This window comes from Humidesulfovibrio sp., assembly GCF_031082295.1.
In the GTDB taxonomy this organism is placed as follows: Bacteria; Desulfobacterota; Desulfovibrionia; order Desulfovibrionales; family Desulfovibrionaceae; genus Humidesulfovibrio.
The window spans coordinates 16,964-41,527 of sequence record NZ_JAVHLD010000016.1 but is presented as its reverse complement, the minus strand read 5'-3'; the positions used below and the strand labels follow the sequence as shown (position 1 = coordinate 41,527).

Annotated in this window: 27 protein-coding genes; 10 read left to right on the top strand and 17 right to left on the bottom strand. The window is 65.9% G+C overall.

Annotated features, from left to right (window positions below):
- Positions 1-22 precede the first annotated feature (22 nt).
- The 3 genes from RDU24_RS09965 to RDU24_RS09955 are packed head-to-tail and all read right to left on the bottom strand — an operon-like array spanning position 23 to position 2,151.
- Positions 23-784, bottom strand: coding sequence for a 4Fe-4S double cluster binding domain-containing protein (locus RDU24_RS09965; RefSeq protein WP_308735601.1), 762 nt, complete (start codon positions 782-784; stop codon positions 23-25).
- An 11-nt stretch (positions 785-795) separates the two neighbouring features.
- Positions 796-1,863 carry an N-acetyl-gamma-glutamyl-phosphate reductase gene (gene argC / locus RDU24_RS09960; protein WP_308735600.1) on the bottom strand — a complete coding sequence of 356 codons (1,068 nt, stop codon included), beginning with the start codon at positions 1,861-1,863 and terminating at the stop codon, positions 796-798.
- 3 nt (positions 1,864-1,866) lie between these two features.
- Complete coding sequence (locus RDU24_RS09955) at positions 1,867-2,151, bottom strand: DUF1844 domain-containing protein (RefSeq protein WP_308735599.1); 285 nt, start codon at positions 2,149-2,151, stop codon at positions 1,867-1,869.
- A gap of 181 nt (positions 2,152-2,332) precedes the next feature.
- Between RDU24_RS09955 and plsY the strand changes: the two genes are divergently transcribed.
- Complete coding sequence (gene plsY, locus RDU24_RS09950) at positions 2,333-2,953, top strand: glycerol-3-phosphate 1-O-acyltransferase PlsY (protein WP_308735598.1); 621 nt, start codon at positions 2,333-2,335, stop codon at positions 2,951-2,953.
- Between the two features lie 39 nt (positions 2,954-2,992).
- Here the strand turns inward: plsY and RDU24_RS09945 are convergent, their stop codons facing one another.
- The 4 genes from RDU24_RS09945 to RDU24_RS09930 all read right to left on the bottom strand — a co-directional run bounded on the left by RDU24_RS09945 (position 2,993) and on the right by RDU24_RS09930 (position 6,680).
- Positions 2,993-3,538, bottom strand: coding sequence for a hypothetical protein (locus RDU24_RS09945; protein WP_308735597.1), 546 nt, complete (start codon positions 3,536-3,538; stop codon positions 2,993-2,995).
- A 60-nt stretch (positions 3,539-3,598) separates the two neighbouring features.
- A complete protein-coding gene (hflX, locus tag RDU24_RS09940; protein WP_308735616.1) occupies positions 3,599-5,203 on the bottom strand; it encodes a GTPase HflX in 1,605 nt (534 codons plus the stop codon).
- Positions 5,204-5,372: 169 nt separating this feature from the next.
- Positions 5,373-5,969: an IMP cyclohydrolase gene (locus RDU24_RS09935; protein ID WP_308735596.1), complete on the bottom strand. Its 597-nt coding sequence runs from the start codon at positions 5,967-5,969 to the stop codon at positions 5,373-5,375.
- Between the two features lie 150 nt (positions 5,970-6,119).
- On the bottom strand, positions 6,120-6,680 hold the full coding sequence (locus RDU24_RS09930) for a tetratricopeptide repeat protein (RefSeq protein WP_308735595.1): 561 nt from the start codon (positions 6,678-6,680) through the stop codon (positions 6,120-6,122).
- A 326-nt stretch (positions 6,681-7,006) separates the two neighbouring features.
- Between RDU24_RS09930 and flgB the strand changes: the two genes are divergently transcribed.
- Genes flgB through RDU24_RS09895 form a run of 7 tightly spaced genes read left to right on the top strand, consistent with a single transcriptional unit; the run spans position 7,007 to position 12,958 of the window.
- Positions 7,007-7,417, top strand: a complete 411-nt coding sequence (gene flgB, locus RDU24_RS09925) for a flagellar basal body rod protein FlgB (protein ID WP_308735594.1) — start codon at positions 7,007-7,009, stop codon at positions 7,415-7,417.
- A complete protein-coding gene (gene flgC / locus RDU24_RS09920; RefSeq protein WP_308735593.1) occupies positions 7,418-7,855 on the top strand; it encodes a flagellar basal body rod protein FlgC in 438 nt (145 codons plus the stop codon).
- Positions 7,856-7,881: 26 nt separating this feature from the next.
- Complete coding sequence (gene fliE / locus RDU24_RS09915; protein WP_308735592.1) at positions 7,882-8,211, top strand: flagellar hook-basal body complex protein FliE; 330 nt, start codon at positions 7,882-7,884, stop codon at positions 8,209-8,211.
- A gap of 40 nt (positions 8,212-8,251) precedes the next feature.
- On the top strand, positions 8,252-9,856 hold the full coding sequence (fliF, locus tag RDU24_RS09910) for a flagellar basal-body MS-ring/collar protein FliF (protein WP_308735591.1): 1,605 nt from the start codon (positions 8,252-8,254) through the stop codon (positions 9,854-9,856).
- Position 9,857: 1 nt separating this feature from the next.
- Positions 9,858-10,856, top strand: a complete 999-nt coding sequence (gene fliG, locus RDU24_RS09905) for a flagellar motor switch protein FliG (RefSeq protein ID WP_308735590.1) — start codon at positions 9,858-9,860, stop codon at positions 10,854-10,856.
- Complete coding sequence (locus RDU24_RS09900) at positions 10,843-11,649, top strand: FliH/SctL family protein (RefSeq protein ID WP_308735589.1); 807 nt, start codon at positions 10,843-10,845, stop codon at positions 11,647-11,649. Before fliG ends, RDU24_RS09900 begins: the two co-directional genes overlap by 14 nt.
- Positions 11,639-12,958, top strand: a complete 1,320-nt coding sequence (locus RDU24_RS09895) for a FliI/YscN family ATPase (RefSeq protein WP_308735588.1) — start codon at positions 11,639-11,641, stop codon at positions 12,956-12,958. The genes RDU24_RS09900 and RDU24_RS09895 overlap by 11 nt, the downstream gene beginning before the upstream one ends.
- Positions 12,959-13,003: 45 nt before the next feature.
- Here RDU24_RS09895 and RDU24_RS09890 read toward each other — a convergent pair whose 3' ends face one another.
- Positions 13,004-13,852, bottom strand: coding sequence for a substrate-binding periplasmic protein (locus RDU24_RS09890; RefSeq protein WP_308735587.1), 849 nt, complete (start codon positions 13,850-13,852; stop codon positions 13,004-13,006).
- A gap of 217 nt (positions 13,853-14,069) precedes the next feature.
- Between RDU24_RS09890 and RDU24_RS09885 the strand changes: the two genes are divergently transcribed.
- A complete protein-coding gene (locus RDU24_RS09885) occupies positions 14,070-14,819 on the top strand; it encodes a class I SAM-dependent methyltransferase (protein ID WP_308735586.1) in 750 nt (249 codons plus the stop codon).
- 25 nt (positions 14,820-14,844) lie between these two features.
- On the opposite strand, the gene RDU24_RS09880 is transcribed toward RDU24_RS09885, so the two are convergent.
- From RDU24_RS09880 to RDU24_RS09870, 3 genes are all read right to left on the bottom strand, one after another.
- On the bottom strand, positions 14,845-15,762 hold the full coding sequence (locus tag RDU24_RS09880; RefSeq protein WP_308735585.1) for a hypothetical protein: 918 nt from the start codon (positions 15,760-15,762) through the stop codon (positions 14,845-14,847).
- 102 nt (positions 15,763-15,864) lie between these two features.
- On the bottom strand, positions 15,865-16,284 hold the full coding sequence (locus tag RDU24_RS09875; RefSeq protein ID WP_308735584.1) for a DUF2784 domain-containing protein: 420 nt from the start codon (positions 16,282-16,284) through the stop codon (positions 15,865-15,867).
- A 57-nt stretch (positions 16,285-16,341) separates the two neighbouring features.
- Positions 16,342-17,412 (bottom strand): glycosyltransferase family 9 protein, encoded by a 1,071-nt coding sequence (locus RDU24_RS09870; protein ID WP_308735583.1) that lies wholly within the window; start codon positions 17,410-17,412, stop codon positions 16,342-16,344.
- 87 nt (positions 17,413-17,499) lie between these two features.
- Between RDU24_RS09870 and RDU24_RS09865 the strand changes: the two genes are divergently transcribed.
- Complete coding sequence (locus RDU24_RS09865; protein ID WP_308735582.1) at positions 17,500-17,739, top strand: hypothetical protein; 240 nt, start codon at positions 17,500-17,502, stop codon at positions 17,737-17,739.
- A 66-nt stretch (positions 17,740-17,805) separates the two neighbouring features.
- Here RDU24_RS09865 and glpX read toward each other — a convergent pair whose 3' ends face one another.
- The 6 genes from glpX to RDU24_RS09835 all read right to left on the bottom strand — a co-directional run bounded on the left by glpX (position 17,806) and on the right by RDU24_RS09835 (position 24,557).
- Positions 17,806-18,789 (bottom strand): class II fructose-bisphosphatase, encoded by a 984-nt coding sequence (gene glpX, locus RDU24_RS09860; RefSeq protein WP_308735581.1) that lies wholly within the window; start codon positions 18,787-18,789, stop codon positions 17,806-17,808.
- 118 nt (positions 18,790-18,907) lie between these two features.
- A complete protein-coding gene (gene tkt, locus RDU24_RS09855; RefSeq protein WP_308735580.1) occupies positions 18,908-20,911 on the bottom strand; it encodes a transketolase in 2,004 nt (667 codons plus the stop codon).
- A gap of 107 nt (positions 20,912-21,018) precedes the next feature.
- Positions 21,019-21,483, bottom strand: a complete 465-nt coding sequence (gene rpiB, locus RDU24_RS09850) for a ribose 5-phosphate isomerase B (RefSeq protein ID WP_308735579.1) — start codon at positions 21,481-21,483, stop codon at positions 21,019-21,021.
- 33 nt (positions 21,484-21,516) lie between these two features.
- Positions 21,517-21,831 carry a hypothetical protein gene (locus tag RDU24_RS09845; RefSeq protein WP_308735578.1) on the bottom strand — a complete coding sequence of 105 codons (315 nt, stop codon included), beginning with the start codon at positions 21,829-21,831 and terminating at the stop codon, positions 21,517-21,519.
- On the bottom strand, positions 21,824-22,762 hold the full coding sequence (locus RDU24_RS09840; RefSeq protein WP_308735577.1) for a hypothetical protein: 939 nt from the start codon (positions 22,760-22,762) through the stop codon (positions 21,824-21,826). The genes RDU24_RS09845 and RDU24_RS09840 overlap by 8 nt, the downstream gene beginning before the upstream one ends.
- Before the next feature lie 4 nt (positions 22,763-22,766).
- Positions 22,767-24,557, bottom strand: coding sequence for a tetratricopeptide repeat protein (locus tag RDU24_RS09835; RefSeq protein WP_308735576.1), 1,791 nt, complete (start codon positions 24,555-24,557; stop codon positions 22,767-22,769).
- Positions 24,558-24,564: the final 7 nt, after the last annotated feature.

The following is a 24,564-nucleotide window of genomic DNA, read 5'->3' as shown; positions in this document are numbered from 1 at the left end:
GGCCGCGTCGACGGACTCGGGTTTACCCGGGGGTGTGGGCGGGCTCAGCGCTTTTCTTTGCGCCCCTGCTCCGGCCGCCCTTCCGGCCGAAGGGGCAGGCCGCAACGCAGACCCCGCAGATGCCGCCCGTGATGTGCGGCAGCTTGGCGAACTCGTCCAGCACCTTGGTCCGGCAGCGGTCGAAGTGCAGCGCCTCCTCGCGCGAGGCGTAGTGGCTGTCGGTGCTCGCGCCGCGAATGGCCTGGGCCGGGCAGGCGTCGGCGCAGGCGGTGCAGGCGCCGCAGCGGTTCTTCAGCGGCTGGTCCGGGGTCAGCGCCAGGTCCGTCAGCACCGTCACCAGCCGCACGCGCGGGCCATGCTGCGGCGTCACGGTGAGCAGGCTCTTGCCCTGCCAGCCGATCCCGGCGGCCACGGCCACGGCCTTGTGCGAGAGGTAGGAGGTCAGGCGCTCGCTGTTCAGCACCTGGGACGCGGGCAGCGGCAGCGCCCGGCCCCCGGCCTTTTGCAGCGCCAGGGACACGCGCAGGGCCAGCTCGTCGAGCAGGGCGTTCACCTTCTGGTAGTGCTGGGCGTACAGCGGCGTGGGCCGGTCGACGATGGCGTCGAGCACCGGGTCGCTCAGGCGCACGGCCAGGCTCACGGCGCGAGTGAAGCCGTCAAGCAGGTCGGCCGGTTCGGTGTCGATGCCGCGCAGGCGCTCCAGGTCGGCGATGCCCACCAGGCTGGCGCCCCAGGCGCGCGCCCAGCGCTTGAGCGCGGCGGCCGTCAGTTTCGCTTCCGCCACGGGGTATTCCCCTACGGCATGAGCGGCGCCGTGGGCAGCCCCTGCGTCTCGGGCAGGCCGAGCATGAGGTTCGCGCCCGCCACCGCCTGGCCCGACGCGCCACGGCACAGGTTGTCGATGGCCGAGAGGACAATGAGCCGCCCGATGCGCTCGTCCACCGCCAGGCCGATGTCGCAGAACATGGTCCCGCGCACCCAGCGCGTCTCCGGCAAGGTGCCTGCGGGCAGCACGCGCACCAGCGGCTCGTCGGCGTAGCGCTCGGCGTACAGGGCGTGCACGTCCTTCAGCGTCATGGGCTTCACCAGGCGCGTATAGATGGTCGCCAGGATGCCGCGGTCGATGGGCAGGAGGTGCGTGTTGAACGACAGCGCCACGGGTCCGCCCGCCAGCAGCGACACCTCCTGCTCGATCTCCGGGGTGTGGCGGTGCTTGGTCAGGTTGTACGCGCGGAAGGTGTCGGCCACCTCGCAGAACAGGGTGCCCACGCTGGCCTTGCGGCCCGCGCCGCTCGTGCCGCTCTTGGCGTCGATGACGATGTCGTCCGTGTGGACGAGGCCCTTTTCTAGCGCCGGGGCCAGGCCCAGGATGGACGCCGTGGGGTAGCAGCCCGGGTTGGCGATGAGGCGCGCCCCGGCCATGTCCGCGCGGTACAGCTCCGGCAGGCCGTACACGGCCTCGGCCAGCAGGTCCGGCTCGGTGTGCGGCGTGGCGTACCAGTGCTCGTAGGTGGGCTTGTGGCGCAGGCGGAAGTCCGCCGAGAGGTCCACCACCTTCACGCCCTTCTTGATGAGCGCGCTGGCGATCTCCTGGGCGGTCTTGTGCGGCACGGCCAGGAACACCAGCTGGCAGGCCGCCGCCAGGTCCTCGGGGTCGGGCTGGGTCACGGTGAGCGCGCCCATGCGGCCCAGGTCGCCGGGGCCGGAAAGATACGGGTAGAGCGAGGCCAGGGTCTTGCCCGCCTCGGAGCGCGAGGTGGCCCGCACCAGCTCCAGGCCGGGGTGCCCGGCCAGGATGCGCGTGAGCTCCATGCCGGTATAGCCGGTGACGCCAACCAGTCCGACGGGAATGCGCTGCGCCATCGCTTAGCCCACCTTGTTCACATATTTCATGCGCAGGGTGGTCAGCATCTCGCACATGAGCTTCTGCTCCTCGTCGGTCAGGCCCTTCTCGGTCTTCTGCTTCAGCATGCCGAGGATGTCGATGACCTGCTTGGCCAGGTGGGGCTGGTAGTCGACCTTGCCGGTGCTGGGGTCCGGGGTTTCGCCCAGATGCACCATCGCCGAGGACGAAAGCGACAGCACGAAGGTGGTGAAGTCGATCTCGGGCAAGCCCATGAGATTCTCGCCGCAGCTCTTGTTATCGGCCATGATTGCCTCCAGGAAAGTGGTATGGTTCGGGGATACACCACCAGCGCCCGGCGCACAAGGCCGGGTGACGGCCCCAAGGCCGCCCTGGCGCGGAGATTTTTTCGGCGCGCCCAGGCTTTTCATCGCACCTTAAAACAGGTACAAGGACACAACCGTAACCAAGATTCGGCAAGGAGCCCCAATGATCGCCATCCTGCTCATCCTCGTGGCCTTCGGCCTTGGCGCAGTGCCTTTCGGCCTGTACGTGGCGCGCTTCGTCAAGGGCATCGACCCGCGCGACGCGGGCAGCAAGAACGTGGGCGCCACCAACGTGGCGCGGCTGTGCGGCACCCAGTGGGGCGTGCTGGTGCTCGTGCTCGACATCTTCAAGGGCTACCTGCCCGCGGCCATGGCCCCGGAGGGCACGGGCTGGATCGCGCTCTCGCTCATCGGGGCGGCGTCCATCGCTGGGCACGCGTACTCGCCGCTGTTGCAGTTCCGGGGCGGCAAGGCCGTGGCCACCACCATCGGCGTGTTCTTGGCGCTGGCCCCGTGGACCATGTTCTTCTCGGTGATCTGCTGCCTGGCGGTCATCGCGCTGTCGGGCTACGTCTCGATGGGTTCCCTCACCTTCGCCCTCGCCCTGCCGTTCTTCAGCTTCTTCACGGGCAACATCCACCTGCTGCCGCTGTCCCTCGGCGTGATGCTGTTCCTGTTCTGGCGGCACCGGGAGAACATCCTGCGCCTGGACCGTGGGCAGGAAATGCCCTGGCGCAGAAGGAAGGACGACCCGGTGACCGAGCCGCCTGATTTGGAGGGATAGAGGGGGGGGAGGAGCCAATAATGTGTCGAATCAGCTAGCCTACAATTGACCGTCTGTGCCCTGGAACGTAGCGATTTTGTCTACTGCGGCTTTGATAAGTTTCTCAGTTAAGCTTCTGGTAAAATTTGCCTCAAATTTTAATTTACCAGAACCCCTGGTAAATCTGTACTCTAATATCCCATTCAAATCTGAGAACGACCTCTTTTGTCGTTTATAATGATTCGAACGCAGAACGAAAACGTGAGTACCTGCGCCTACTGCTATCCCCAACTCAAAAGCAACGTTCACATTGTGCGTGCTCAAATCAAATACTGCAATATCAGCACTTTGCAATTGGCTGCATATGTTACAGTATATGCTCCCATCTCTGCCACCTAGAGAAAACATCTCAAATTCTATCCCAAATTCCTTTCTTAGCTCTCTAAAAATTCCCTCAACATGCCAAAATATTAATGCACTATTATCTGACATCGTCCCCCAATCATATCCATATGCGACCCTAACCGTAGTATCAGACTTCAAGGTCTCGACAGTACTACTCTTTGCACACATATTCTCATTATTCAGCAGGCATAGTGGAGACATTTGCACCTCCATTTGACACGCAGACATACATTTCTCAAGCGAACTCGTGTGGTATCCTCCCTACTGCACCACCCCGCTGCCCGGCTCCCAGTCGGCCAGCCAGTCGTCGGGAGATGAATCCTCCTGCGGCGCGGCAGCGCCAGCGCCCTGCACCGGCCCCACCAGCGCGTCCACGGGCAGCCGCCCAAGGATCGCCGCCACCAGCGGGATGAGCCCCCGGCGCTCCAGCGCCGTCACCGGGATGCCCGCCGGGTACAGCCGCTGCATGATCTCCTGCTGTTCCGCGGTCAGCACTTCCCACTTGTTCAGCGCCAGGAGCCTCGGCGTGTCGCCCAGGTCCATCTCGGCCAGTATCGACTCCACCGCCGTGATCTGCTCCACGGCCTCCGGGTGCGAGGCATCGGCCACGTGCACCAGCACGTCTGCGGACTCCAGCTCCTCCAGTGTGGCGCGGAAGGCCTCCTTCAGGTCCGGCGGCAGGCGGCGGATGAACCCCACTGTGTCGGTGAGGATGACCTCGCGCTCGCGCGGGAAGCGGATGCGCCTGCTGGTGGGGTCCAGCGTGGCGAAGAGCTTGTTCTCGGCCATGACGCTGCTGCCGGTGAGGGTGTTCAAAAGCGTGGACTTGCCCGCGTTGGTGTAGCCCACCAGCGCGATGACCGGCGCACCGGCCTTTGCGCGGCGGTCGCGGGTGCTGGAGCGGTGGCGGCGCACGTCCTCCAGCTCCTTCTTGACCTTGGTGATGCGCTCGCGGACCCTGCGGCGGTCGATCTCGAGCTTGGTTTCGCCCGGCCCGCGCCCGCCGATGCCGCCCATGAGCCGCGACATGGCCGGGGTTTTGCCCACCAGGCGCGGCAGCGTGTACTTGAGCTGGGCCATTTCGACCTGCAGCTTTCCGGCGCGGCTGGTGGCCCGGCCCGCGAAGATGTCGAGGATGAGCTGGGTGCGGTCGAGCACGCGGCGCTCGGTGGTCTCGGCCAGGTTGCGCAGCTGCGAGGGCGAGAGGTCCTGGTCGAAGATGACGATCTGCGCGCCGGTTTGCAGGCACAGAACTTCCAGCTCCTGCAGCTTCCCCTTGCCCAGGATGTGCCGGGAATCGGCCGTGGCCACGCGCTGCACCATGCGCGCCGAGGCGGCCAGACCGGCGGTGCGGGCCAGCTCGGCCAGCTCCTCCAGGCTGCGCTCCTGCACGATGCGCGGCTCACGCGAGACGCTGACCAGCACGGCGCGCTCGCGGCCCTTGTCCTCGGCCTGGGAGCGCTCGGCGCGGGCGAACTCGTCCTCCAGCGCCGCGACAAGCGCCGCGAAATCCACGTCCGACCGGTCCCAGCGCACTGGCGGGAGCACGTCGTAGGGCTTGGCGTCCGGCCCGGCCAGCTCGCTCACGGGCACCACGTGCGCCACGTGCAGCATCAGGGGCTCGCCATAGTCGCTGACGGTGAGGGCCGCGACGCTGTCCAGCCGCAGGGACACCATGTCCATAAGGTCTTCCTGGCTTAAGCCCTCGGCGGAGAGGTGCGTGTGCAGCAGGCGCAGGCCGCGCAGGCGCATCTCGCCCAGGCGCGCGCGGGAGAGCTCGGGGATGTAGATGGCGGTGGGGTCGCCCACGATGAGCATGTCCACGCGGCCCTGGCGGTCGATGAGCAGGCCGAGCTGCCTGCCCACGTCGCGCGAGAGCAGCGCCAGCTCCCGCGCCTGGTCCGAAGTAAAGCCGCCCCCCGCGGACGGGAAGCGGCGTGTGGACAGGCGCGACAGTCGCTGGAGCTGGTTGGGCTTGAGCCCTTGGGTGTTGCCTTGTGGCTTTTGGGCGATGGCGGACACCCTCCCGGGTTGTTTACAGTGGCGTCGTTGCCAAATAGCGCGCGATCATGTCGTCGTAGGCCGAGACGCGGCGGAAGGTCTCCGCGGCCAGCTCGCGGCGCAGGGCCAGGGAAACGCCGCCATGAGCGGCGACCTCTTCCAGGATGCGCGGGTAGAAGACAGGATCGGGCACCACGAGCGTGGTGTGGAAATTCTTGGCCGCGGCGCGCAGCATGCACGGCCCGCCGATGTCGATCTCCTCGACGGCGCTCTTCAGGTCCAGGCCCTTGCTGGCGGCGTCGGCGAAGTTGTAGAGGTTCACGCAGACCATGTCGAAGGGCTCGATGCGCAGCTCTTCCAGCGTGAGCAGGTGGCCGGGGTTGTCCTTGTCGGCCAGGATGCCCGCGTGGATGCGCGGATGCAGGGTCTTGACGCGACCGCCCAAAATTTCGGGGAAGCCGGTGACGTCGCTGACGCCAATGACCTTGATGCCCGCGGCGACGAGCTTCTTGTGCGTGCCGCCGGTGGAGACCAGCACACAGCCGCGCTCGGACAAAGTGGATGCGAAATCAGCCAGACCGGATTTGTCTGTGACGGACAGGATGGCCCGCCGAATAGGTAGAAAGTCCATGACACCCTCTCTCTTTTTCGAGGTTGTGCCAGAACTCCCAGGCCAAGGCAAGCCGGGGGATATGCCGACGGGACCGCTGCCGATGTAGTCCTCCGCCCCGCCCGACCGACCGGGCGGAGCGGAAGACCAATAGGGAGGGGAGACCGTCAGTTAGTGGTGCAGCTGCTCGAGCAGTTCCCGCGCCGGAGCAAACGCGGGGTCCTTCTCCACGATGAGCTCAAGCTGCGCCTGGGCCTCGTCCTTGCGGTCGAGACAGACCATGCAGCCGGCCAGGGAGTAGCGAACCTCGCTCTTGTCCGGGTCGATGGAGAGATAGTTCTCCAGATGCGGGACGACCTTCTCAAGGGCATCCAGCTCGTGTCCGAGGCGGATGATGCTCAAGAGTGCGACCATGTTCTCGGGGTTGCGGCTCACTGCCTCGATGAAGAGATCAAAGGCTTCCGCCTTCGCTCCCAGCTCCATCTTGACCAGGCCGATCCCGGCAAAAGTTTTGTCCGTGGCGCCGATGCCGTGGGCCTTGGAGTACAAGGCCAGGGCGTTGTCCAGATCACCGCGCTGAACGGCGATGGTGGCCAGGCCAAGGTACGGATCCGGGTGGATCCCGTTGGAGGACGCGGCCTTCTGGTAGTACCCTTCGGCCTTGTCCAACTCGCCCATGAAGAGATAGCACTCTCCAAGTTCCTTGTTGATTTCGTAATCCAGGTGACTCATGGTTCCCCTCCGTTTTCCCTAACTGCCCGCGTCTCCATGCGGACGGCAAAAGTTGCATGGCTCATGAGAGCCTGACCCGAACTAGCAACATGCGTGCCAACTGAAAATATCGCCATTCCGAAATCCTCCCAACATCGCCCTCTCTGCGTCAGCAGACCGCCATCATCTAAGAGAGCACGGCGTGCCCCCTCCCCTGATCGATAATTAGTGTTGCAATTTCGGCGTATTACAACTTTGGAACGCGAGTTGCTAAGACGATGGCGGAAAGGCACAGCGCTGGGCGCACCCGCCCGGCGGCAACTGCCCGCAAGCAAGGAGGTACAACGATGAAAGCTCTTTTCGAAGAACACATCCTGGTGATGGAGAAGGTCCTTGACCTGCGCCTGCAACGTCAAAATGTTGTCATGGGCAACATCGCCAACGTCAACACGCGCGACTACAAGCCACGCCAGCTGGCCTTTGAAAACGATCTGCAGACGGCCCTCCAGCTCGACGCCAAGGGCAAGATGGCACGCACCAACGCCCAACACATGCCCTCGGAGTTCGACGTCCGCGGCTTCCAGGGCAAGGGGCTCACCGAGTACAAGCCCCGCGTCGTCTACGGCGAGGACGTGGTGGACCTGGACAAGGAAATGAGCGCCATGGCCAAGAACACGATGATGTACAACGCCGTCAGCGACATCATCTCCAAGAACTTCGCCGGTCTTCAGACCGCCATTCAGGAAGGGAGCAAGTAAATGGACTTCATGAGCGCACTCGACATCAGCGCCTCGGGCATGAAGGCCCAGCGCACGTACATGAACGTCATCTCCATGAACCTGGCCAACGTGAAGACCACGCGGACCAGCGAAGGAGGCCCCTACCGCCGCAAGTCCGTTGCCTTTGCCGCCACGCCCATCATGAACCCCTTCGACAAGGCCATGGAAAACGCGGAGGACCGTGAGCTCAAGGGCGTGACCGTGCGCGGCATCGTCACCGACAAGCGGCCCATGAAGAAGGTCCACGAGCCCGGCCACCCCGATGCGGACAAGGAAGGCTACGTGTCCTACCCCGACATCAACGTGGTGGAGGAGATGGCCAACATGATCACCACCATGCGGTCCTACGAGGCCAACGTCCAGGCCATCCAGGACACCAAGGCCATGTTCAACAAGGCCCTGCAGATCGCCCGCTAGCCGCATAAGAGCACAAGGAGCACGCCATGATCGTCAAGTCCGTCGCCATGCAGGCCTACCAGAACGCGCTGAAGACCCAGCAGGTCGCCCAGGAAAAGGTAGGAGCGAATTTCAAGAAGACCCCCGAGGCCCCCCAGGGCGGCTTCATGGATGCACTCAAGGGCAACCTGGAGAAGGTCAACGACCTGCAAAACCATAAGTCGGACCTGACCACCTCCTTCGCCGCGGGCAAGGACACCAACGTCCACGAACTCATGATCACCCTGCAGAAGGCCGGCCTGGCCATGAGCATGACCAGCGCCGTGCGCAGCAAGATCATGTCGACCTACCAGGAACTGACGAAGCTGTCGTTCTAGGCCGCAGAATAGCCCATAGAGAGCACCAAGGAGACCGAACATGCACCCGAAGGTAATGGAATACCTGGAGAAGGCAAAGAACGCCTGGACCGGCCGCAGCATCTCGCAGCAGGTGATCATCGGCGGATTGGCCGTGGCCCTCATGGCCGCCTTTGTCGTGGGCGTCATCGTCATGAACAAGCCCGACTACAAGGTCCTCTACTCCAAGCTCTCTCCCGAGGACGCCTCCAAGATCGTCAACACCCTCAAGTCCACCAAAGAGCCCTACAAGCTCGAGGACAACGGCCAGACCGTGATGGTCATGGCGGACAGGGTCTACGAGCTGCGCCTGAAGATCGCCGGTGAGGGCAACCTGCACGGCCAGGGCATCGGCTTCGAAATTTTTGACGACATCAAGATCGGCCAGACCGACTTCGTGCAGCACATCAACTACCAGCGTGCGCTGCAGGGCGAACTGGCGCGCACCATCATGGAGTTCCCCCAGGTCGACAAGGCCCGCGTGCACCTGGTGGTGCCCAAGAAGAGCCTGTTCATCGAGGAGCAGACCCAGCCCTCCGCGGCGGTGATCATCAAGTTCAAGGAAAAGGACAAGAAGCTCGAGGCCAAGGAGGTCCAGGGCATCGTCAACCTGCTGTCCATGGCCGTGGAAGGCATCAACAAGAACCGCATCACCATCACCGACGCCAACGGCCAGCCCATCTACCAGCCCAGCGACGACGAAGCCACCCAGGGCATGAACACCACCCAGCTGGACTTCAAGGCCCAGATGGAGCGCAAGATCGAGCGCCGCATCGAAGAACTGCTGACGCCCGTCATCGGGCCGCAGAAGATCATCGCCCGGGTCAACACCGAGCTTGATTTCAGCCACAAGACCATCAAGAAGGAAGTGTTCAACCCCGACAGCCAGGTCATCCGCAGCGAAACCCGCTCGGAGGAGACCGTGGCCGGCAAGGCCAACCTCGACGGCAACGTGCCCGACGCCAACTTCCGCGGCGACGGCTTCACCGGGACCCAGAGCTCCCAGGACTCCAGCCGCGAATCGCGCACCACGAACTACGAGATCAACAAGGAAGAACAGCAGATTGTCTCCCCCGTGGGAGAGTTGAAGCGCCTGGGTGTTGCTGTTATCGTGGATGGCACGTACACCAAGGACGAGAAGACGGGCACGTTCACCTACGTGCCGCGCACCCAGGAAGAGATCGACCGCATCAGGAGCCTGGTTCAGAGCGCCGTGGGCTTCGACAAGGATCGCGGGGACTCCATCGAAGTCTCCAGCATCGCCTTCGGAGCCATGGACATGAGCGAAGGCCCCTCGCTGGTCAGGAACTTCATCGAGATGGGCCAGCGCCTGGGCAAGCCGCTCTTGACCGGCCTGTTGGTCTTCCTCTTCCTGATCCTGGTGGTTCGTCCGGTTGTCATGGCCCTTATCCGGCCCAAGGTGGCCGAGGAGGAGGTTGAGGAAGTGGCGAGTCTGCCCAGTCACGACGAGCGCCTGGCCATTGAGGAAGCTCTCGAGATTCCCGAGGAAGCTCTGGACACCTCGCGCCGCCTGGAGAACGCCAAGAATCTGGCGGTGCAACTGACCGATCAAAACATGGACGCGGCCATCAGGCTGCTCAAGTCCTGGGCCAGACAGGAGGCCTAACGTGGCAAGCTTCACCGGACCCCAGAAAACCGCCATAGTCTGCTTGGCTTTGGGCGAAAAGTTCACCGCAGAGGCCTTCAAGCGCATGGAGCGCCAGGAGATCGCAGCGGTGTCCAAGGCCATGCTCGACATCGACTCCGTGTCCCGCGAGGATGTGCTGGACGTACTGAAGGAGTTCAACGACTCCATCACCTACGGCGCGGAGATGCTCATGGGCGGTGCGGACCAGGTGAAGCGCCTGCTTTCCAAGGCTCTCGACTCCGAAACGGCCAAGTACATTCTGGATACGCTTGAGATCAGCTCCGGCCCGACCCCGTTCCAGGAGCTGTCGAACGTCAGCCCGCGCATCCTGGCCCAGATACTGAGAAACGAACACCCGCAGACCCTGGCCCTGATCCTGGGCCACCTGCACCCGGACCAGGCGGCGGAGCTTCTGTCCAACCTGCCCTCCGGCGTGCGCGCAGAGGTGCTCATGCGCCTGGCCAAGCTCGAGGCCGTGGCCGAGGAGATGCTCCACGAGGTCGACAAGGTCCTCCAGAGCCAGCTCATCGCCATGGGCGGCAAGGAAGGCAAGAAGGTCGGCGGCATCAACTCCGTGGCCGAGATCCTCAACGCCGTGGACCGCGCGACGGAAGAAGAAGTGCTCTCCGAGATCGAGGAAGAGTCCCAGCAGATGGCCGACGACATCAGAAACCTCATGTTCGTGTTCGAGGACATCAAGGCCCTGGACGACCGCAGCCTGCGCGAACTGCTGAAGGACATCTCCAACGAGGAGTTGACCAAGGCCCTCAAGGGCGCCTCCGACGACCTCAAGGACAAGTTCCTGAAGAACCTGTCCGAGCGCGCCGCCGGCATGATCCGCGAAGACCTGGAAATCATGGGCCCGGTGAAGCTCTCCGAAGTGGAAGGCGCCCAGCAGAACATCGTCAAGACCGTGCGGCGTCTGGAAGCCGAAGGCCGCATCGCCATAAGCAGAGGTGGTGGAGATGAATTCATCTAATCCGGTACCGCAGGACAAGCTCTACACCGGACGCGTCATCATGGGCTGCGACACGCCCGGCCCGGACTACATCACCATTCAGGAGATGGAGGGCAAGCGCCACCGTCCCGTGTGGGACGAGGCCACCGAGGCCGAATACATCGCCCGCTGCCGAGACAAGGCCCAGGAGATGGCCCGCGGCATCATCACCCACGCCCTGGAAAAGGCCACCCGCGAGGCCGAGGCCATCCGCGAGGAAGGCCGCAAAGAGGTCGAGGCCGCCGTCGAGGCCGCCCGCCAGCAGGCCCTGGAAGAGGCCCAGACGCGGCTCGACGCCGAGTTCCAGGCCCAGGCCCAGGCCATGAGCTCCCTTGTCCAGGCCATTTCCGGCCTCGGGCTGGAGGTCTGGCAATCGCGCCGGCACGACTTCGCCCTGCTGGCAAAAACGTTCACCGAGAAGGCGCTGCGCGTTGAGATGGACACGCGGCGCGCGGCCATTCTGGAGAGCCTCATGGAAGAGGCCTGCTCCCGGCTGGAAGCCCACCGCGAGTTCACCCTCAAGGTCGCGCCCCAGGATTATGACCTGGCCAAGGCCCTCATGGAAGAGATCCAGGCCAGCCGTCCCGACCTCGGACAGTGGCGGCTCGTCACCGACAATTCCCTGACGGAAGGCGGCGTGGTGCTGGAAACGGCCGACATGCTGGCCGACAACGCGCTGCACAGCCGCCTGGCGGTGCTCAAGCCCTACCTGGACCAGCTGGAACTGCCCGAGGACCTGGAGAGCGCCAGGGAGACAGGCCACAGTGGCGCTTGATCCCAAGGCCGTTAACGCCGCCTGCCAGGGGCTCGACCTCTGCCAGACCTTCGGCAAGATCACCAAGGTCGTGGGCCTCATCGCCGAGGGCCAGGGCATAAAGCCCCCGCTCGGCTCTGTCTGCCACCTGCTGCCCGAGGACCGCGACTCCACGCCCATCCCGGCGGAGGTCGTTGGCTTCCGCGAAGGCGCCTGCCTGTTCATGCCCTACGGCGACATGCGCGGCATCCGCCCCGGCAGCCTCATCCGCAACTCCGCCTCGCCCCCGCACATCCCTGTCGGCCCCGGCCTCCTGGGCCGCACGCTGGACGCCTTTGGCGAGCCCATCGACGGCAAGGGCATGATCGCGGCGGAATCTTTCGCCCCGCTCTACCGCACCCCGCCAAACCCCATGGAACGCCCGCGCATCGACCAGCCGCTGGACGTCGGCGTGCGCGCCATCAACGGCCTCCTCACCCTGGCAAAGGGCCAACGCGTGGGCATCATGGCCGGTTCCGGCGTGGGCAAGAGCACGCTCATGGGCATGATGGCCCGCTACACCAAGGCCGACATCAACGTCATCGGCCTGGTGGGCGAACGCGGCCGAGAAGTCGTCGAATTCATCGAGCGCGACCTTGGCCCTGAGGGCATGGCGAGAAGCGTCGTCATCGTCGAAACCAGCGACAAGAGCCCGCTCATCCGCATGCGCGCGGCCTTCGCCGCCACCGCCGTGGCCGAGTACTACCGCGACCAGGGCCTGGACGTGCTGCTCATGATGGACTCTGTGACGCGCTTCGCCATGGCCGGGCGCGAGGTCGGCCTGGCCGCGGGCGAGCCGCCCACGCGCGGCGGCTACACCCCGAGCGTCTTCGCGCAGCTGCCGCAGCTGCTTGAGCGCACGGGCAAGAGCGCGCTCGGCTCCATCACCGGAATCTACACCGTCCTGGTGGACGGCGACGACTTCACCGAGCCCATCGCCGACGCGGTGCGCTCCATCATCGACGGGCACATCGTGCTCACGCGCGAGCTGGCGGACCAGTCGCACTTCCCGGCCATCGACGTGCTGAAGAGCATCAGCCGACTGCGCAGCGAGGTGGTGGACAAGGAGAACCTGGCGGCCGGGCGCGCGGTGCTGCGACTGATGAGCACCTACAAGCGCGTGGAGGACATGGTGAACATCGGGGCGTACCAGAGGGGCGCCAACGCCGAGGTGGACCGCGCCATCGAGATGGTCGGCCCCATCAACGGCTTCCTGCAGCAGCTCGTGGGCGAGAACGTCGGCCTCGACGAATGCTTCGCCAAGCTCCGCGGGCTGGCGGGGGTGGGGTAGACAGCGCACGGCGGACCGGTTCACCAGTCCCAGCCTTCGCGCCGTTTACTTCTCGATAACGCCGCAGTACTTCAAGAGCAGTTTCTCATACACCCCGTCTCGGGTGGCCCCTTCCACCGCAGTCTTCAGCGCGGCCCTTACCGTTGCGGGAAGGCCTCGGCGCACGAACACCCAATCCTCCCGGTTGCGTTCAATGGTAACGATGTCGCCGAAGTCCGCGCGCTTGAGTCCCAGCATCCGCATGAAGTAATAAAACGAAGGCTCGGAAAACACCGCCGCGTCCACTCCGCTCCTGGCGTGGAGGATCTGAATGGACTGCTCGTAGCTGTCCACCCTGACGATGTTCCCAGGCAAGCCTTCCAGCTGCGGGTAGGAAGCCACGCGCTGGTAGACGACGGTCTTGCCCTTGAGGTCACGGAGGGTTTGGATGCCGCTCCCTTTCTTTGTGACCGCGATGATGTTGATGGTGTGCAGGAGGACGAGTTTCTCTCCGGCCTCAAGCAGCGACTTATGGGGCTGGCCTGAGATGAAGTCCAACTCTCCGTAGCGGAGCATCTCGCTCAGCCGGACAAAAGGGTACATTCCATGGGTGAAGGGCAGGCCCGTGCGCTCAGCGATGTTCTGGTGCAGCTCATAGATGATGCCGTGCGGCGAGCCATCCTGGTCAACCCATCCCCAGGGGGGGAGCACAAACGTCCCGACCTTGAGCGGCGTTGCGCCGCCCTTGGCCTCAGAAGCCTCGGCCCTGCCGCAGCCAGTCAGCAAAAGCAGGGCGGCCACGCAGGCCCCAACAGCCAACCGCGCCGACAAGAAGCGAGCGCGCGCGATAAAACGCACCGGCCCGGCGGCGTCCGAAAAACCTGTTCTTGGGTAGAGTCCGCATGAGAATGCCATGGAAACCTCCCAACCGCCTTGCCTTGCAGGCCTAGGCCATGGACAGTTTGAGCCCGGGGGCATCTCAATATGGCATTGTAACCCGGAACAGCTGTTGTGTAAACAGGAAGCGGCCCGACAAGCGACAACTCCGTGCCGCCCCTGGCCCGATCCTTGCTATTTCTTCCTTGCGCGGCAAATCCTTCCGCTCGCGCGCATCTCATTTCAGGAGCCGCACATGCACGTACAAACCGCCCTGCCCGTCCCGCACCCGGACCTGAGCATCTGCTTCGGCGGGGGCGACTACGCCCAAAGCGCGCAAATGCTGCTCGACTTCTTCATCCGCCACGCGGACCTGAAGCCCAACGAGCGCGTGCTCGACGTGGGCTGCGGCGTTGGCCGCGCTGCCTGGGGCCTGGCCCACTACCTCGGCCCCGAGGCCCGCTACAGCGGCTTCGACATTTTCCCCGTGGGCGTCGAGTGGTGCCAGAAGAACCTGTCCCCGAGGCTTCCGAACTTCGAGTTCCGCACCGTGGATGTGTACAGCGGCGTGTACAACCCCGGCGCCAGCGTCAGCGCCGAGACCTTCCGTTTCCCCTACGCCGAGTCCTCGTTCGACCTGGTGATCCTGGTGTCGGTGTTCACGCACATGCTGCCCGCGGACATGGACGGCTACCTCGCCGAGATCGCGCGGGTGCTTAAGCCCGGCGGGCGCATGTTCGCCACCTACTACTTCATGAACGACGACGCACGCGCGCGGCTCGCAAAGTGCCGGAGCAACCCGGACTTCACCAAGCGCTACGGCGGGTTCTGGGTGGCCGACCCGGCAAGCAAGGAGGACGCCGTGGCCTTCGAGGAGTCGCTCGTGCGGAGCATGCTCACGCAAAAGGGCCTTTCGGCGGCGAAGATCGTCCCCGGCCGCTGGTGCGGCAGGCCCGACGCCGAGAACGGCCAGGACATGCTGGTGGCCGTGAAGCGCGCCGACTAGCGGCGCAGGCCAACGATCCGCGCCTTCAGCGCAGGCCAACGCCCCGCTGCGCAAGGGCGCAGGGATCGCCGAAGCCCCTCCCCATTACCCTGGCCATCCGCCCGGCCTGCTCCTCCCGCCCCGCTCCCCCGGCCTTCAGGGATTCCAGCCAACGCGCCTCCAACTCGGCCAGATCGGCGCCCAGGGCCTCCTGCCACGGCCGCGCCTGCGTCCGCGAGAGCCGGGTCAGCCGCTTGAGGCTGTCCAGGCCGTGGGCCGCTTCCAGATAGCGGGCAAAGGACGCCGTCTCGGCGTAGGCGCGCAGTTGCCGTACGCGGTCTAGGGCCATGAGCCTGCCGCCACCAAGATCGCGCATGCCCCAGGACTCATGGTCCGGCCCGAGCTGCCCCAGCGGTATCAGGGTGCCGCCGCGCGCAAAGCTCCGAACCCAGTCGTCCACATCCTGGCCACAGGCCGGGAAGGACATCGGATTGCCAAGGCGCATTTCCGAAATCGCGCCCATCATGTTGCGCAACAGCTTGTCCGGCTGCGGCATGAGCGCAGCTGTGAACTTGTGGGCCAGCATCAGCGGAGCCTCGGCGCAGCCGAACACCCGCACGGTGCGTGTGGGCTCGCCGCTGGCGCGCCCGCCCCTCTGCCCCCTGACGAAGCAGGTGCTTGTGCAGTGGCCGCGGAGCGGCTCGTCATAGATCAGCAGTATCTTGCCGAAGGTCTCTGTCTGTGCAGGACAGCCCCACAGCTCAAGCAAACGGTCCAGGGTGGCCTGGGCCTGCTCGGCCAGAGCCTGCAACTGTCCGTCCGGCAGCCTCCCCGTGGCGTCGCTTGCCAGCAGGTGCCGGGTCTCCACCACAGCGCCCGCAGCCTGCGCCCGGCAGGGCGTTCCCGCACTGGCCATTGCCAATGCCGCCACAAGGCCAACCCACGTTGCGACTCGTTTCGCCATCAGCCTCACTCCTTTTCCATGCGGGACCATCCACAGGCCTTTGGCGAAGGAAGACCACACTCACGCGGTTTTGTCGAGGAAGGCGGCATCTTGGGGCTCTGCTCAGACCTTGCGCCCCCGCACCCGCACCACCCGCCACGCCAGAAGCGTGAGCCCCAGCGCCGCCAGATACAGCGCAAGAAACACCCGCTCGTCCAAGTCATAATAGAGGATCTTGCCCAGCCAGTGGGCGATGAACCCGCCCCGATACGGCATGGCGCCCGGCGTGGCGTGGGCCGCGTTGCGCAGGCCGCTCTCCAGGTCCGTCAGCGGGCAGGTCAGCCCGAGCACGGACTCCAGCGCCACCACGGCCAGCCCGGCGAGATGCGCCAGACGGAAGCCCCTGTTGCGCACGAAGCCCCAACCCAGCCAGCCGCCGAGCCAGATGGCGGCGAGGCCGAAGGTGAGGAACAACGCCAGGGCCGTGTGCAGCACCAGCACGATGTCGGCAAGGAGAAGCGAGGTCGCGGCGTCCGTTGGCATGAGCGCCTCCAGAGATAAAGCAGCCTTGGGCCTGTTTCCGAAAGACGCTTTTGGACCCTACACCCCGAGCATGCCCCGCAGCACATCCCAAGCCCGGTCCGGGGTGATGTCGCGCATGCATTGGTGGTGTTTCTGCGGGCAGGCCTTGTGCCCGTGCAGTCCGCAGGGGCGGCAGTCCATGCTCTGCTCCAGCACGCGGGAGTTCTCCCCGCGCGGAAAGAAGCCAAGCTGGCGCACCGTGGGGCCGAACAGGGCGCAGAGCGGCGTATCCTGCACCCAGGCCAGGTGCATGGGGCCGGAGTCGTTGGTCAGGCAGGCGTCGAGCCGCCCCAGGGTCGCTGCCAGGGCCGGGATGTTGAGCTGCCCGGCCAGATTCACGAGCCGACCGGCTCCAGCGCCCTCGGCAGCGCCAGCCGCCTTGCCCACTGTCGACACGATGCGCCCGGCCAGCGCCTCCTCACCGGGTCCGGCGAAGAGCAGCACCACGGCCCCGGCCTCGAGCGCCCGGCGGGCGATGTCGGCGAAATATTCCTCGGGCCAGCACTTGGTGGGCCAGGTGGAGCCGGGGTGGATGCCGAGGACTGGGCCACGTTTCGGCCCGGCCGGGAGGGCTGAAAGCACCGCCTCTGCGCGGCTCACGGCCTCGGCCGGCAGGTCCAGCCGCGGCTTGGGCGCTACCGGGTCGATCTCCAGAGGCAGCGCCAGCTGCATCAGGCGCTCGATCTCATGCAGTTCGTCAAAGCGGCGGTCGACCAGGTGCGTGTAGGCGAAGCGGTTCCACCAGGGACGAGAATAGCCGATGCGCACGGGCGCGCCCACGGTTCGGGCCACAAGAGCGCTGCGCAGGCTGGTGTGCGGGGAAATCCAGAGGTCGAAGCCCTCGCGCGCAAGCTCCCGGCCCAGGGCGGTGGCGGCGCTGAGGCCCTTCTGTGCGCCGCGCTTGGCAAAGGGCCGCACGCTGGCGAGCTCGCGCTGGGCGCTGAACAGGCCCTCCACCCCGGCGCGCACGAAGAGGTGCAGCTCGGCCTCGGGGAAGCGCTCCTTCACGGCCTGGACGAGCGGCAGGGTGAGCACGGCGTCGCCCAGGAAGGCGGTCTGCCAGATGCCGATGCGCCGAAAGTGTTTCATGGCCTGCCCGCGGGCGTCCGGCGCATCTTGCCCTCGCCATGTACGTAGGCTAGAGTCACGCTAGAGCAACCGACCGTGGAGGACGCCATGAAATACATCATGTTCGAGGATTTTGCAGGAATTCCAGAGCCCATCATCTTCCCCAGGCGCATCGATTTTTCCGAGATGCGCGAGCAGATTCCCTACTCCAAGGTCCTCTCCGCAGGCTACGTGCATGTCTCGGGAGCGGGCTTCGCCTGCCACGGGGAGTCCAAAAGCCTGCAGGCCCAGGCCCGCAGCGAGGACGCGCTGATCATCGCCGCCAAGCTCGCCGACCCTGAAATCTAGCGGATACCGGAAAAAGGAAAAGGCCGGGAGGGGATATGGCGCCCCCTCCCGGCCTTTGTGCGTTTGTTAGTCGTACTTGACCGCGCTGATCTTCATGAGGTGATCCCAGGAGTGGATGGCCTCGATGTAGCGGATGGTGCCGGTCTTGCCGCGCATGACGAGCGAGCTGGTCTCCGCGCCGTAGCCCAGGTAGCGCACGCCCTTCAGGAAGGTGCCGCCCGAGATGCCGGTGGCCGCGAAGAACACGTCGTCGCTCTTCACCAGGTCGCCCACGGTGAGCACGCGGCGGATGTCCACCCCGTGCTGCGCCAGCAGATTCTTCTCGTCCTGCTTCTGGGGGTCGAGCTTGCAGAACATCTCGCCGCCCATGATGCGGATGGCGCAGGCCGCCAGGACGCCCTCGGGCGTGCCGCCGGTGCCCATCATCACGTCCACCTCGTTGCGCGGGTCGATGGCCATGAGCGCCCCGGCCACGTCGCCGTCGGTGTGCAGTTGGATGCGCGCGCCGGCCTCGCGGATGTCGGCGATGAGCTTCTTGTGGCGCGGCTTGTCGAGCACGAAGACCACCAGGTCGTCCACGTCCTTACCCAGCGCCTTGGCGATGCGCTTCAGGTTGGTGGGCACGGGAGCCTCGATGTCGACCACGTTCTTGGCCGCGGCGGGCACCACCAGCTTCTGCATGTAGTAGCTGGGGCCCGGATCGTACATGGTTCCGGCCGGGGCCACGCCGACAACGCTGATGGCGTTGGGGCGGCCATAGGCCAGCAGGCTGGTGCCCTCGACGGGGTCAACGGCCACGTCCACGGTCTGCGGTCCGCCCGCGCCGACCTTCTCGCCGTTGTGCAGCATGGGAGCGTTGTCCTTCTCGCCTTCGCCGATGATAATGGTGCCGCTGATGGCCAGGGTCTTGAAGGACAGGCGCATGGCGTCCACTGCAGCGCGGTCGCCGGCGTCCTTGTCGCCTTTGCCCAGCCAACGGGCGCTCGAAAGGGCCGCCGCTTCGGTGACGCGCACCAGGTCCAAGGCCAGATTTCTTTGCGGGGCTTCCATGTGTTTCTCCTTCAAAGTGCAGAACCTGCGCGCTCACGCGCGGTCCGATTTTCCCATCGTGTACGTACTCTAGCAGAGCACCCCGCCAGACCGCAAGCGCCCTGGGCAGCGGCTTGCGCTAGCCGAAATAGCGCTCGCGGATGAGCCTGGCCACCGTGGGCGCGGTGAAGCCATACTTCTCGGCCAGCTTGTCAGCCGGGGCGCTCTCGCCGAAGTGGTCGAGCCCGAGCGCCAGCCCGAACAGGCCCACGTACTTGTGCCAGCCCTCGACCCGCCCGGCCTCGATGGCCACGCGGCGTTCCACGGTGGGCGGCAGCACGGATTCCTTGTAGTGCATGGGCTGGGCCTCGAACAGGTTCACCGAAGGCATGCTGACCACGCGGATCATGCGGCCCGGCTCTTCCTCCTCCAGGATCTTCACGGCCTCAAGGGCCAGAGAGACCTCGGAGCCGGAGGCCATGACGATGAGTTCCGGCTCGTCCTTGCAGTCCTTGAGCACGTAGCCGCCACGCTTCACGCCCTCGGCCACGGCCGGGTACTCCTTGGGATCCATGACCGGCAGGCCCTGGCGGGTGAGGAACAGGCACGAGGGCTGGTTCGTCTGGCGCAGGGCCAGCTCCAGGCAGAGCGCCGTCTCGGTGGCGTCGGCCGGGCGCAGGTCCAGCAAGTTCGGGATGAGCCGCAAGCTCGCCACGTGTTCGATAGGCTGGTGGGTGGGGCCGTCCTCGCCCACGTAGAAGGAGTCGTGGGTGAACACGTAGAGCACCGGCAGCTTCTGCAGTGCCGACATGCGGATGGCGTTGCGGCAGTAGTCGGAGAAGGTCAGGAACGTGGCGCCGAAGGGCAGCGTGCCGCCGTGCAGGGCCATGCCGTTCAGGATGGCCGCCATGGGGAACTCGCGCACGCCGAAGGACAGGTTGCGGCCCAGCGGATTGTCGGCCGCGAAGATGCCCACGGCGTCGCGGAACTTGCTCGTCTGGTTGGAGGGGTCGAGGTCGGCGCTGCCGCCCATGAGGTTCGGCAGGGCGTCTTTGAGCATGTTCAGGCACTGGCCCCAGGCCGCGCGGGTGGCGATCTTCTTGCCGGGCTCGAACGTCGGCATGGGCAGCTTCAGCTCGCCGCGCCCGGTGTTCATGGCCTTCCAGAAGTCCAGGAAGTCCTTGTCGCCCTTCTTGATGCGCTTGGCCAGGGTCTCCTTCCAGGCTGCCACGCCGCGCTTGAGCTCGGGGAAGCGGGCCTGGAAATGCTTGCGGGCCTCGTCCGGCACGTGGAAGCAGGCGCCCTCGATGAGGCACATGTTCTTCTTGGTGGCGGCGATCTCGTCCGCGGGCAGGGGTTCGCCGTGGGTGCCAAAGTCGCCCTCGCGGGTGGCCGCGCCCTTGGCCATGACCGTGTGGCCGATGATGAGGCTCGGCTTCTTCTTCTGGGCCTGGGCCTTCTTGATGGCCGCGCGGATGGCGTCGCGGTCGTGGCCGTCGACCTGCTGCACGTGCCAGCCCATGGCGGCGAAAACCTTGGCGTAGTCGGTGCGGTCCACGCGGGAGACCGGCCCGGCCAGCTGGACCTTGTTGGAATCGTAGTAGCAGGTGAGCTTGCCCAGACCCCACAGCCCGGCCAGGGAGGCGGCGCCCAGGACCACGGACTCCTGCATGTCGCCGTCGCTGGTGAGCACGTAGGTGTTGTGGTCGCACACGGCCTTGCCCAGCTTGCCCCGCAGGAAGGTTTCGGCCACGGCCATGCCCACGGCCATGACGAAGCCCTGGCCCAGGGGACCGGTGGTGGCCTCCACGCCGGGGGTGACCTCGTGCTCCGGGTGGCCCGGCGTGCGGCTGCCGAGCTGGCGGAACCCGCGCAGGTCGTCGGCGTCGATGAACCCGGCCAGGTGCAGCAGGCCGTACAGCAGGGCCGACTCGTGCCCGGCGGAGAGCACGAAGCGGTCGCGGTTGAACCAGTTGGCGCGCTCGGGGTCGAAGTTCAGAAACTCCGAGTAGAGCACCGCTGCGAAGTCCGCGGAGCTCATGGCTCCGCCGGGGTGTCCGGAATCGGCGGCGCGGGTGGCGTCCATGATGAGCCCTTTCAGGGTATTCACCACAAGCTGGTCAGGGGCGATGGTCTTCTGCATGGAAGTTGGTCCTCGTTTGGGGCGGCACGCAGCCGCCGGGTTGTATTGCGCGGAATGGCTCCGCGTCGTCACTCCGCCTCAGGCCGGGCTCTCGGAGCCGGGCGGCCTCAGGCCATGGAATGCGTCTCGAACTGTTCGATGCGCCGCAGGTGGCGGCCGCCCTCGAAGGGCGCCTCCATGAACGCCCGCATGATCTCCAGGGCCAGGCCCTGGCCGGTCACGCGCTCGCCCAGGCAGAGCACGTTGGCGTTGTTGTGCGCCCGCGCCATGCGGGCCATGAACTCGTTGGTGCAGACCGCCGCGCGGATGCCGGGGTGGCGGTTGGCGGCCATGCTCATGCCCAGGCCCGTGCCGCAGATGAGGATGCCCAGCACCTGCCCGTTCTGGCCCTCCTCGCCCGCGTCCAGCAGACGCTTGGAGAGCTTGTCGGCAAAGGCCGGATAGTCGCAGGAGCTGGTGCAGTCCGGCCCCAGGTCTTCCACCACGCACTCGACCTTGCGCAGGGCCTGCGCCAGAACGGACTTGAGGGCGTATCCCCCGTGGTCGGAGGCCAAAACGATGGTCTTTGACATGAAGGCTCCTCCTGCGGGCGCGCGCCCGGCTGTCTACCTGGGTTCCGTGGCCTCTTCCTCGCGCCGCAGCCGGGCGATCTCCGCCTTGAGCATCTCCACCTGCCGCAGGCAGAGGTCGCGCTCCGGGCCGGGGGTGGCCTGGCCGGAGGCGTCGAGCCTGGCCAGCACGGCCATCTCCTCGCGCAGGCGGGCCTCCAGCTGGCGCACCTCGTGGCGCTTGGCCTGGCCGGTTATGAGACGCCGCATCTCCCGTCCCCAGACCTTGAGGCCCAGGGTGAAGGTGCCGACGAGGCCGGGCTGGGCCGGGGGCTCCACAACCGGAATCAGTGCCTGGTTGTTGTTATCCATGCGCTTTCTCCTCAGGTTGTCCGTGTTCGTTCTCGCTGCCCCCGGTGACGATGTCCGTGATGCCCGGAGGCGGCGGTGACTGGCGGTCCAGAGCCATGAACCTCGAATCCGACGGAGGCACGAGGGACAGCGACTTGAGCGGCCAGGGCAGCCCGCGCTCGTCCAGCGCCTTGACCCGCAGCACGGCGCTCTCGCCCTTGGGCAGGTTCAGGGTCAGCACCGTGGCCGGTCCCGGGGGGTCGCCGTCGTCCTCGGGATAGTCGGAGAACACCAGGCTCCACACACGCGGGCCGGACACAACCTCGCCCTCGCGCTCGGCCTGGGTCTTGAAATAGGGGGAGAGCTCGCCCTCCAGGCGCTGCGGGCGGCCGTACGCGTCCACGGCCAGCAGCCGCACCGGGCCCTTGGCGTAGCTGTAGGCGAAGCCGCCGTCGGGCAATGCGCGGATCTCGGACGGAGCCTTGTCCGGCGGCACCAGCGAGCGGAAGTGGCCGGAGAGCACCAGGGCCAGGTCGCGCATGGAGAAGGGGAAGGGCAGGCCCAGGAGCTGCGCGCCGATGACCGGGTCCATGTGCGCGTAGACCGCCTTCTTGCCGGGGTAATAGGCCAGCAGGCCGCTGGCGTCCTCGCGCATGAGGGCGACCATGGTGCCGAGCCCGGCCCGCACGTCCAGGCGCAGGGGGCGGCCGTAGTCGCCGAAGATCTGCACATCCGTGCGGTTGGTGCGCGCGGGCGTGGAATACAGCAGGCTGGCGCGCACGGCCACGCCGGTGGCGAACATGGGCGCGGTGACGAAGCGATCCTGAAAGGCCGACTTGTTGGCCAGGACATCGTCGAAACGCGGCAGCTCGACCTTGGGCGCGCAGGCGGCGCAGGCCAAAGCCAAGGCCGCACTCCCGGCCAGAAGACACACTCTGCGCAGCATGCTCACGCGATCACAACCCCTTCAGCTTCTTCTTCACGCGCTCGGGAGACTCGTGCTTGAGCTTGAGCGCGGTCTTGTAGCCCTTTCTGGCCTTGTCCCGCTTGCCCATCTCGCGGGCTATGTCGCCGTAGTGCTCCCACATGGTGGCGTCGTCCTGGGCCAGGGACACGGCCCGCTGGATATGCTTCCAGGCCTCTTCCAGCCGCCCCAGGCGATAGTTGGCCCAGGCCAGGGAGTCGATGATGTAGCCATTGCCCGGCTTGAGCCGGTCGGCCTTCTTGATGAGGGAGAGCGCGCGCTCAAGCTCGCGGTTCTCCTCCACCAGGGTGTAGCCGATGTAGTTGAGCGCGTCGGCGTGCTCCTTGTTCCTGTCCACTATGCGCTGCATGATCCGGAGCGCGGCCTTGCGGTCGCCCTGGCGGTCGAGCACGGCGCCCAGCTGGTAGAGCAGGTCCTCGTCCTCCGGCCTGGCCTGGAGGGCATCCTCCAGCACCTGGCGCGCCTCGGGCAGGCGCTTCTTTTCCATGAGGTAGCCCGCCTGCAGCAGCGGGAAGCGCGACTGGCCCGGGAACAGGCGCTTGCCCTGCTCCATGAGCTCCACGGCCTCGTGCTCGCGGCTCAGGCTGTAGAGCAGCTGGATGCGGAACTGGAGGGCCTGGCTGTAGTGGGCGTCGCTCTGCGGCACCAGGTCGAGGAACTGCAGGGCCTTCTGCGGGTTGCTTTCGCCATCGTGGGCGATGACGGCCTTGTAGAAGAAATATTCGCCGGGCACGGGCGGGGTGCTGGCCAGCACGTCCAACAGGGTGCTGGCCTGGGCCGTGTAGTTCTCGCTCAAGAAGAGCAGAGAGGCCGAGAGCACAAAGGCCTTGCTGCCGGAGCCTTCCAGGGCCACTGTCAGGGCCTTGTCCGGGTTGTTCAGCTTGAGTTCCAGGCCCACCACGCGCAGGCGGATGTCCTCGCGCCCCTCGCCGCCGCCGTTCTCGATGCGCTGGCGGATGTCCTCGCGGGTCTCGCCCAGGGCCAGAATCTGCATGTAGGTGGCCAGGGCCGAGACGTAATCCTTCTCCATCTCCTGCTGGAAGGCCAGCTCCACCCAGGCCTCAAGGAAGTCCGGGGCGGACTTGGTCAGCTTGCGCAGGGTGTCGATGGCCGCCTTGCGCTGGCCCAGGCGGGCCTGGGCTCTGGCCAGCTGGTACTGGGCGTCGTTGGAGCGCCCCTTCTGAGGTATTTTGCGCAGCACTTCCAGGGCTTTGGCTGGCTGGTCGGCGTCGTTGTAGAGCTGGCCCAGGCGCTCGCGCAGGAGCTGGTTGTCGTGCCGCGCCAGATAGGCTTCGATGGTCGCGGCGGCCTCGGGCAGCTTGTTCTCAAGCAGGTAGGCGTTGGCCAGAGCGGCGTTCAGGTTGTAGTCGTCGGGGAACAGGCGCAGGCCGTTTTCCAGGATCCTCCTGGCCTCTCCCGCCTGCTCCGAGTTCCAGAACAGGAAACCCTTGTCCATGAACAGGCTGGGCGCGGGCTCGCGGGCGATGATGCGGTCCAGGGCCTGGGCCGCTGCCCTCTGCAACTCCAGGGTGCGGGCGAAGGCCTCGGGCGAGGTGCGCGAAAGGACTCCGGTGCGCCCCATTTCCTGGGCAAGAGCCTGGAACTCAAGGTAGTCGTAGGTGGTGGAGGCCGGGCCAGCCATGGGCTCCGCCTTCACGGGCGCCCGCCGCGCGGCGACGCAGGCGACGCAGCCCAGGCTCAGGAGCAAGCCCAGCGCCAACGGCAGGGCCAGACGGCGGGCGGCGGGAAGACTCGTTGGCATATGCGCT

What these genes read in the sequence shown, in the direction of transcription:
- RDU24_RS09845 (WP_308735578.1), bottom strand. Translation starts at nt 21,831, where the DNA reads ATGGATAACAACAACCAGGCACTGATTCCGGTTGTGGAGCCCCCGGCC.
- fliE (WP_308735592.1), top strand. Translation starts at nt 7,882, where the DNA reads ATGATCGTCAAGTCCGTCGCCATGCAGGCCTACCAGAACGCGCTGAAG.
- RDU24_RS09955 (WP_308735599.1), bottom strand. Translation starts at nt 2,151, where the DNA reads ATGGCCGATAACAAGAGCTGCGGCGAGAATCTCATGGGCTTGCCCGAG.
- RDU24_RS09945 (WP_308735597.1), bottom strand. Translation starts at nt 3,538, where the DNA reads ATGTCTCCACTATGCCTGCTGAATAATGAGAATATGTGTGCAAAGAGT.
- RDU24_RS09890 (WP_308735587.1), bottom strand. Translation starts at nt 13,852, where the DNA reads ATGGCATTCTCATGCGGACTCTACCCAAGAACAGGTTTTTCGGACGCC.
- RDU24_RS09880 (WP_308735585.1), bottom strand. Translation starts at nt 15,762, where the DNA reads ATGGCGAAACGAGTCGCAACGTGGGTTGGCCTTGTGGCGGCATTGGCA.
- RDU24_RS09835 (WP_308735576.1), bottom strand. Translation starts at nt 24,557, where the DNA reads ATGCCAACGAGTCTTCCCGCCGCCCGCCGTCTGGCCCTGCCGTTGGCG.
- RDU24_RS09935 (WP_308735596.1), bottom strand. Translation starts at nt 5,969, where the DNA reads ATGGACTTTCTACCTATTCGGCGGGCCATCCTGTCCGTCACAGACAAA.
- RDU24_RS09865 (WP_308735582.1), top strand. Translation starts at nt 17,500, where the DNA reads ATGAAATACATCATGTTCGAGGATTTTGCAGGAATTCCAGAGCCCATC.
- plsY (WP_308735598.1), top strand. Translation starts at nt 2,333, where the DNA reads ATGATCGCCATCCTGCTCATCCTCGTGGCCTTCGGCCTTGGCGCAGTG.
- flgB (WP_308735594.1), top strand. Translation starts at nt 7,007, where the DNA reads ATGAAAGCTCTTTTCGAAGAACACATCCTGGTGATGGAGAAGGTCCTT.
- RDU24_RS09900 (WP_308735589.1), top strand. Translation starts at nt 10,843, where the DNA reads ATGAATTCATCTAATCCGGTACCGCAGGACAAGCTCTACACCGGACGC.
- RDU24_RS09870 (WP_308735583.1), bottom strand. Translation starts at nt 17,412, where the DNA reads ATGAAACACTTTCGGCGCATCGGCATCTGGCAGACCGCCTTCCTGGGC.
- flgC (WP_308735593.1), top strand. Translation starts at nt 7,418, where the DNA reads ATGGACTTCATGAGCGCACTCGACATCAGCGCCTCGGGCATGAAGGCC.
- rpiB (WP_308735579.1), bottom strand. Translation starts at nt 21,483, where the DNA reads ATGTCAAAGACCATCGTTTTGGCCTCCGACCACGGGGGATACGCCCTC.
- tkt (WP_308735580.1), bottom strand. Translation starts at nt 20,911, where the DNA reads ATGCAGAAGACCATCGCCCCTGACCAGCTTGTGGTGAATACCCTGAAA.
- RDU24_RS09885 (WP_308735586.1), top strand. Translation starts at nt 14,070, where the DNA reads ATGCACGTACAAACCGCCCTGCCCGTCCCGCACCCGGACCTGAGCATC.
- fliF (WP_308735591.1), top strand. Translation starts at nt 8,252, where the DNA reads ATGCACCCGAAGGTAATGGAATACCTGGAGAAGGCAAAGAACGCCTGG.
- RDU24_RS09875 (WP_308735584.1), bottom strand. Translation starts at nt 16,284, where the DNA reads ATGCCAACGGACGCCGCGACCTCGCTTCTCCTTGCCGACATCGTGCTG.
- RDU24_RS09930 (WP_308735595.1), bottom strand. Translation starts at nt 6,680, where the DNA reads ATGAGTCACCTGGATTACGAAATCAACAAGGAACTTGGAGAGTGCTAT.
- argC (WP_308735600.1), bottom strand. Translation starts at nt 1,863, where the DNA reads ATGGCGCAGCGCATTCCCGTCGGACTGGTTGGCGTCACCGGCTATACC.
- glpX (WP_308735581.1), bottom strand. Translation starts at nt 18,789, where the DNA reads ATGGAAGCCCCGCAAAGAAATCTGGCCTTGGACCTGGTGCGCGTCACC.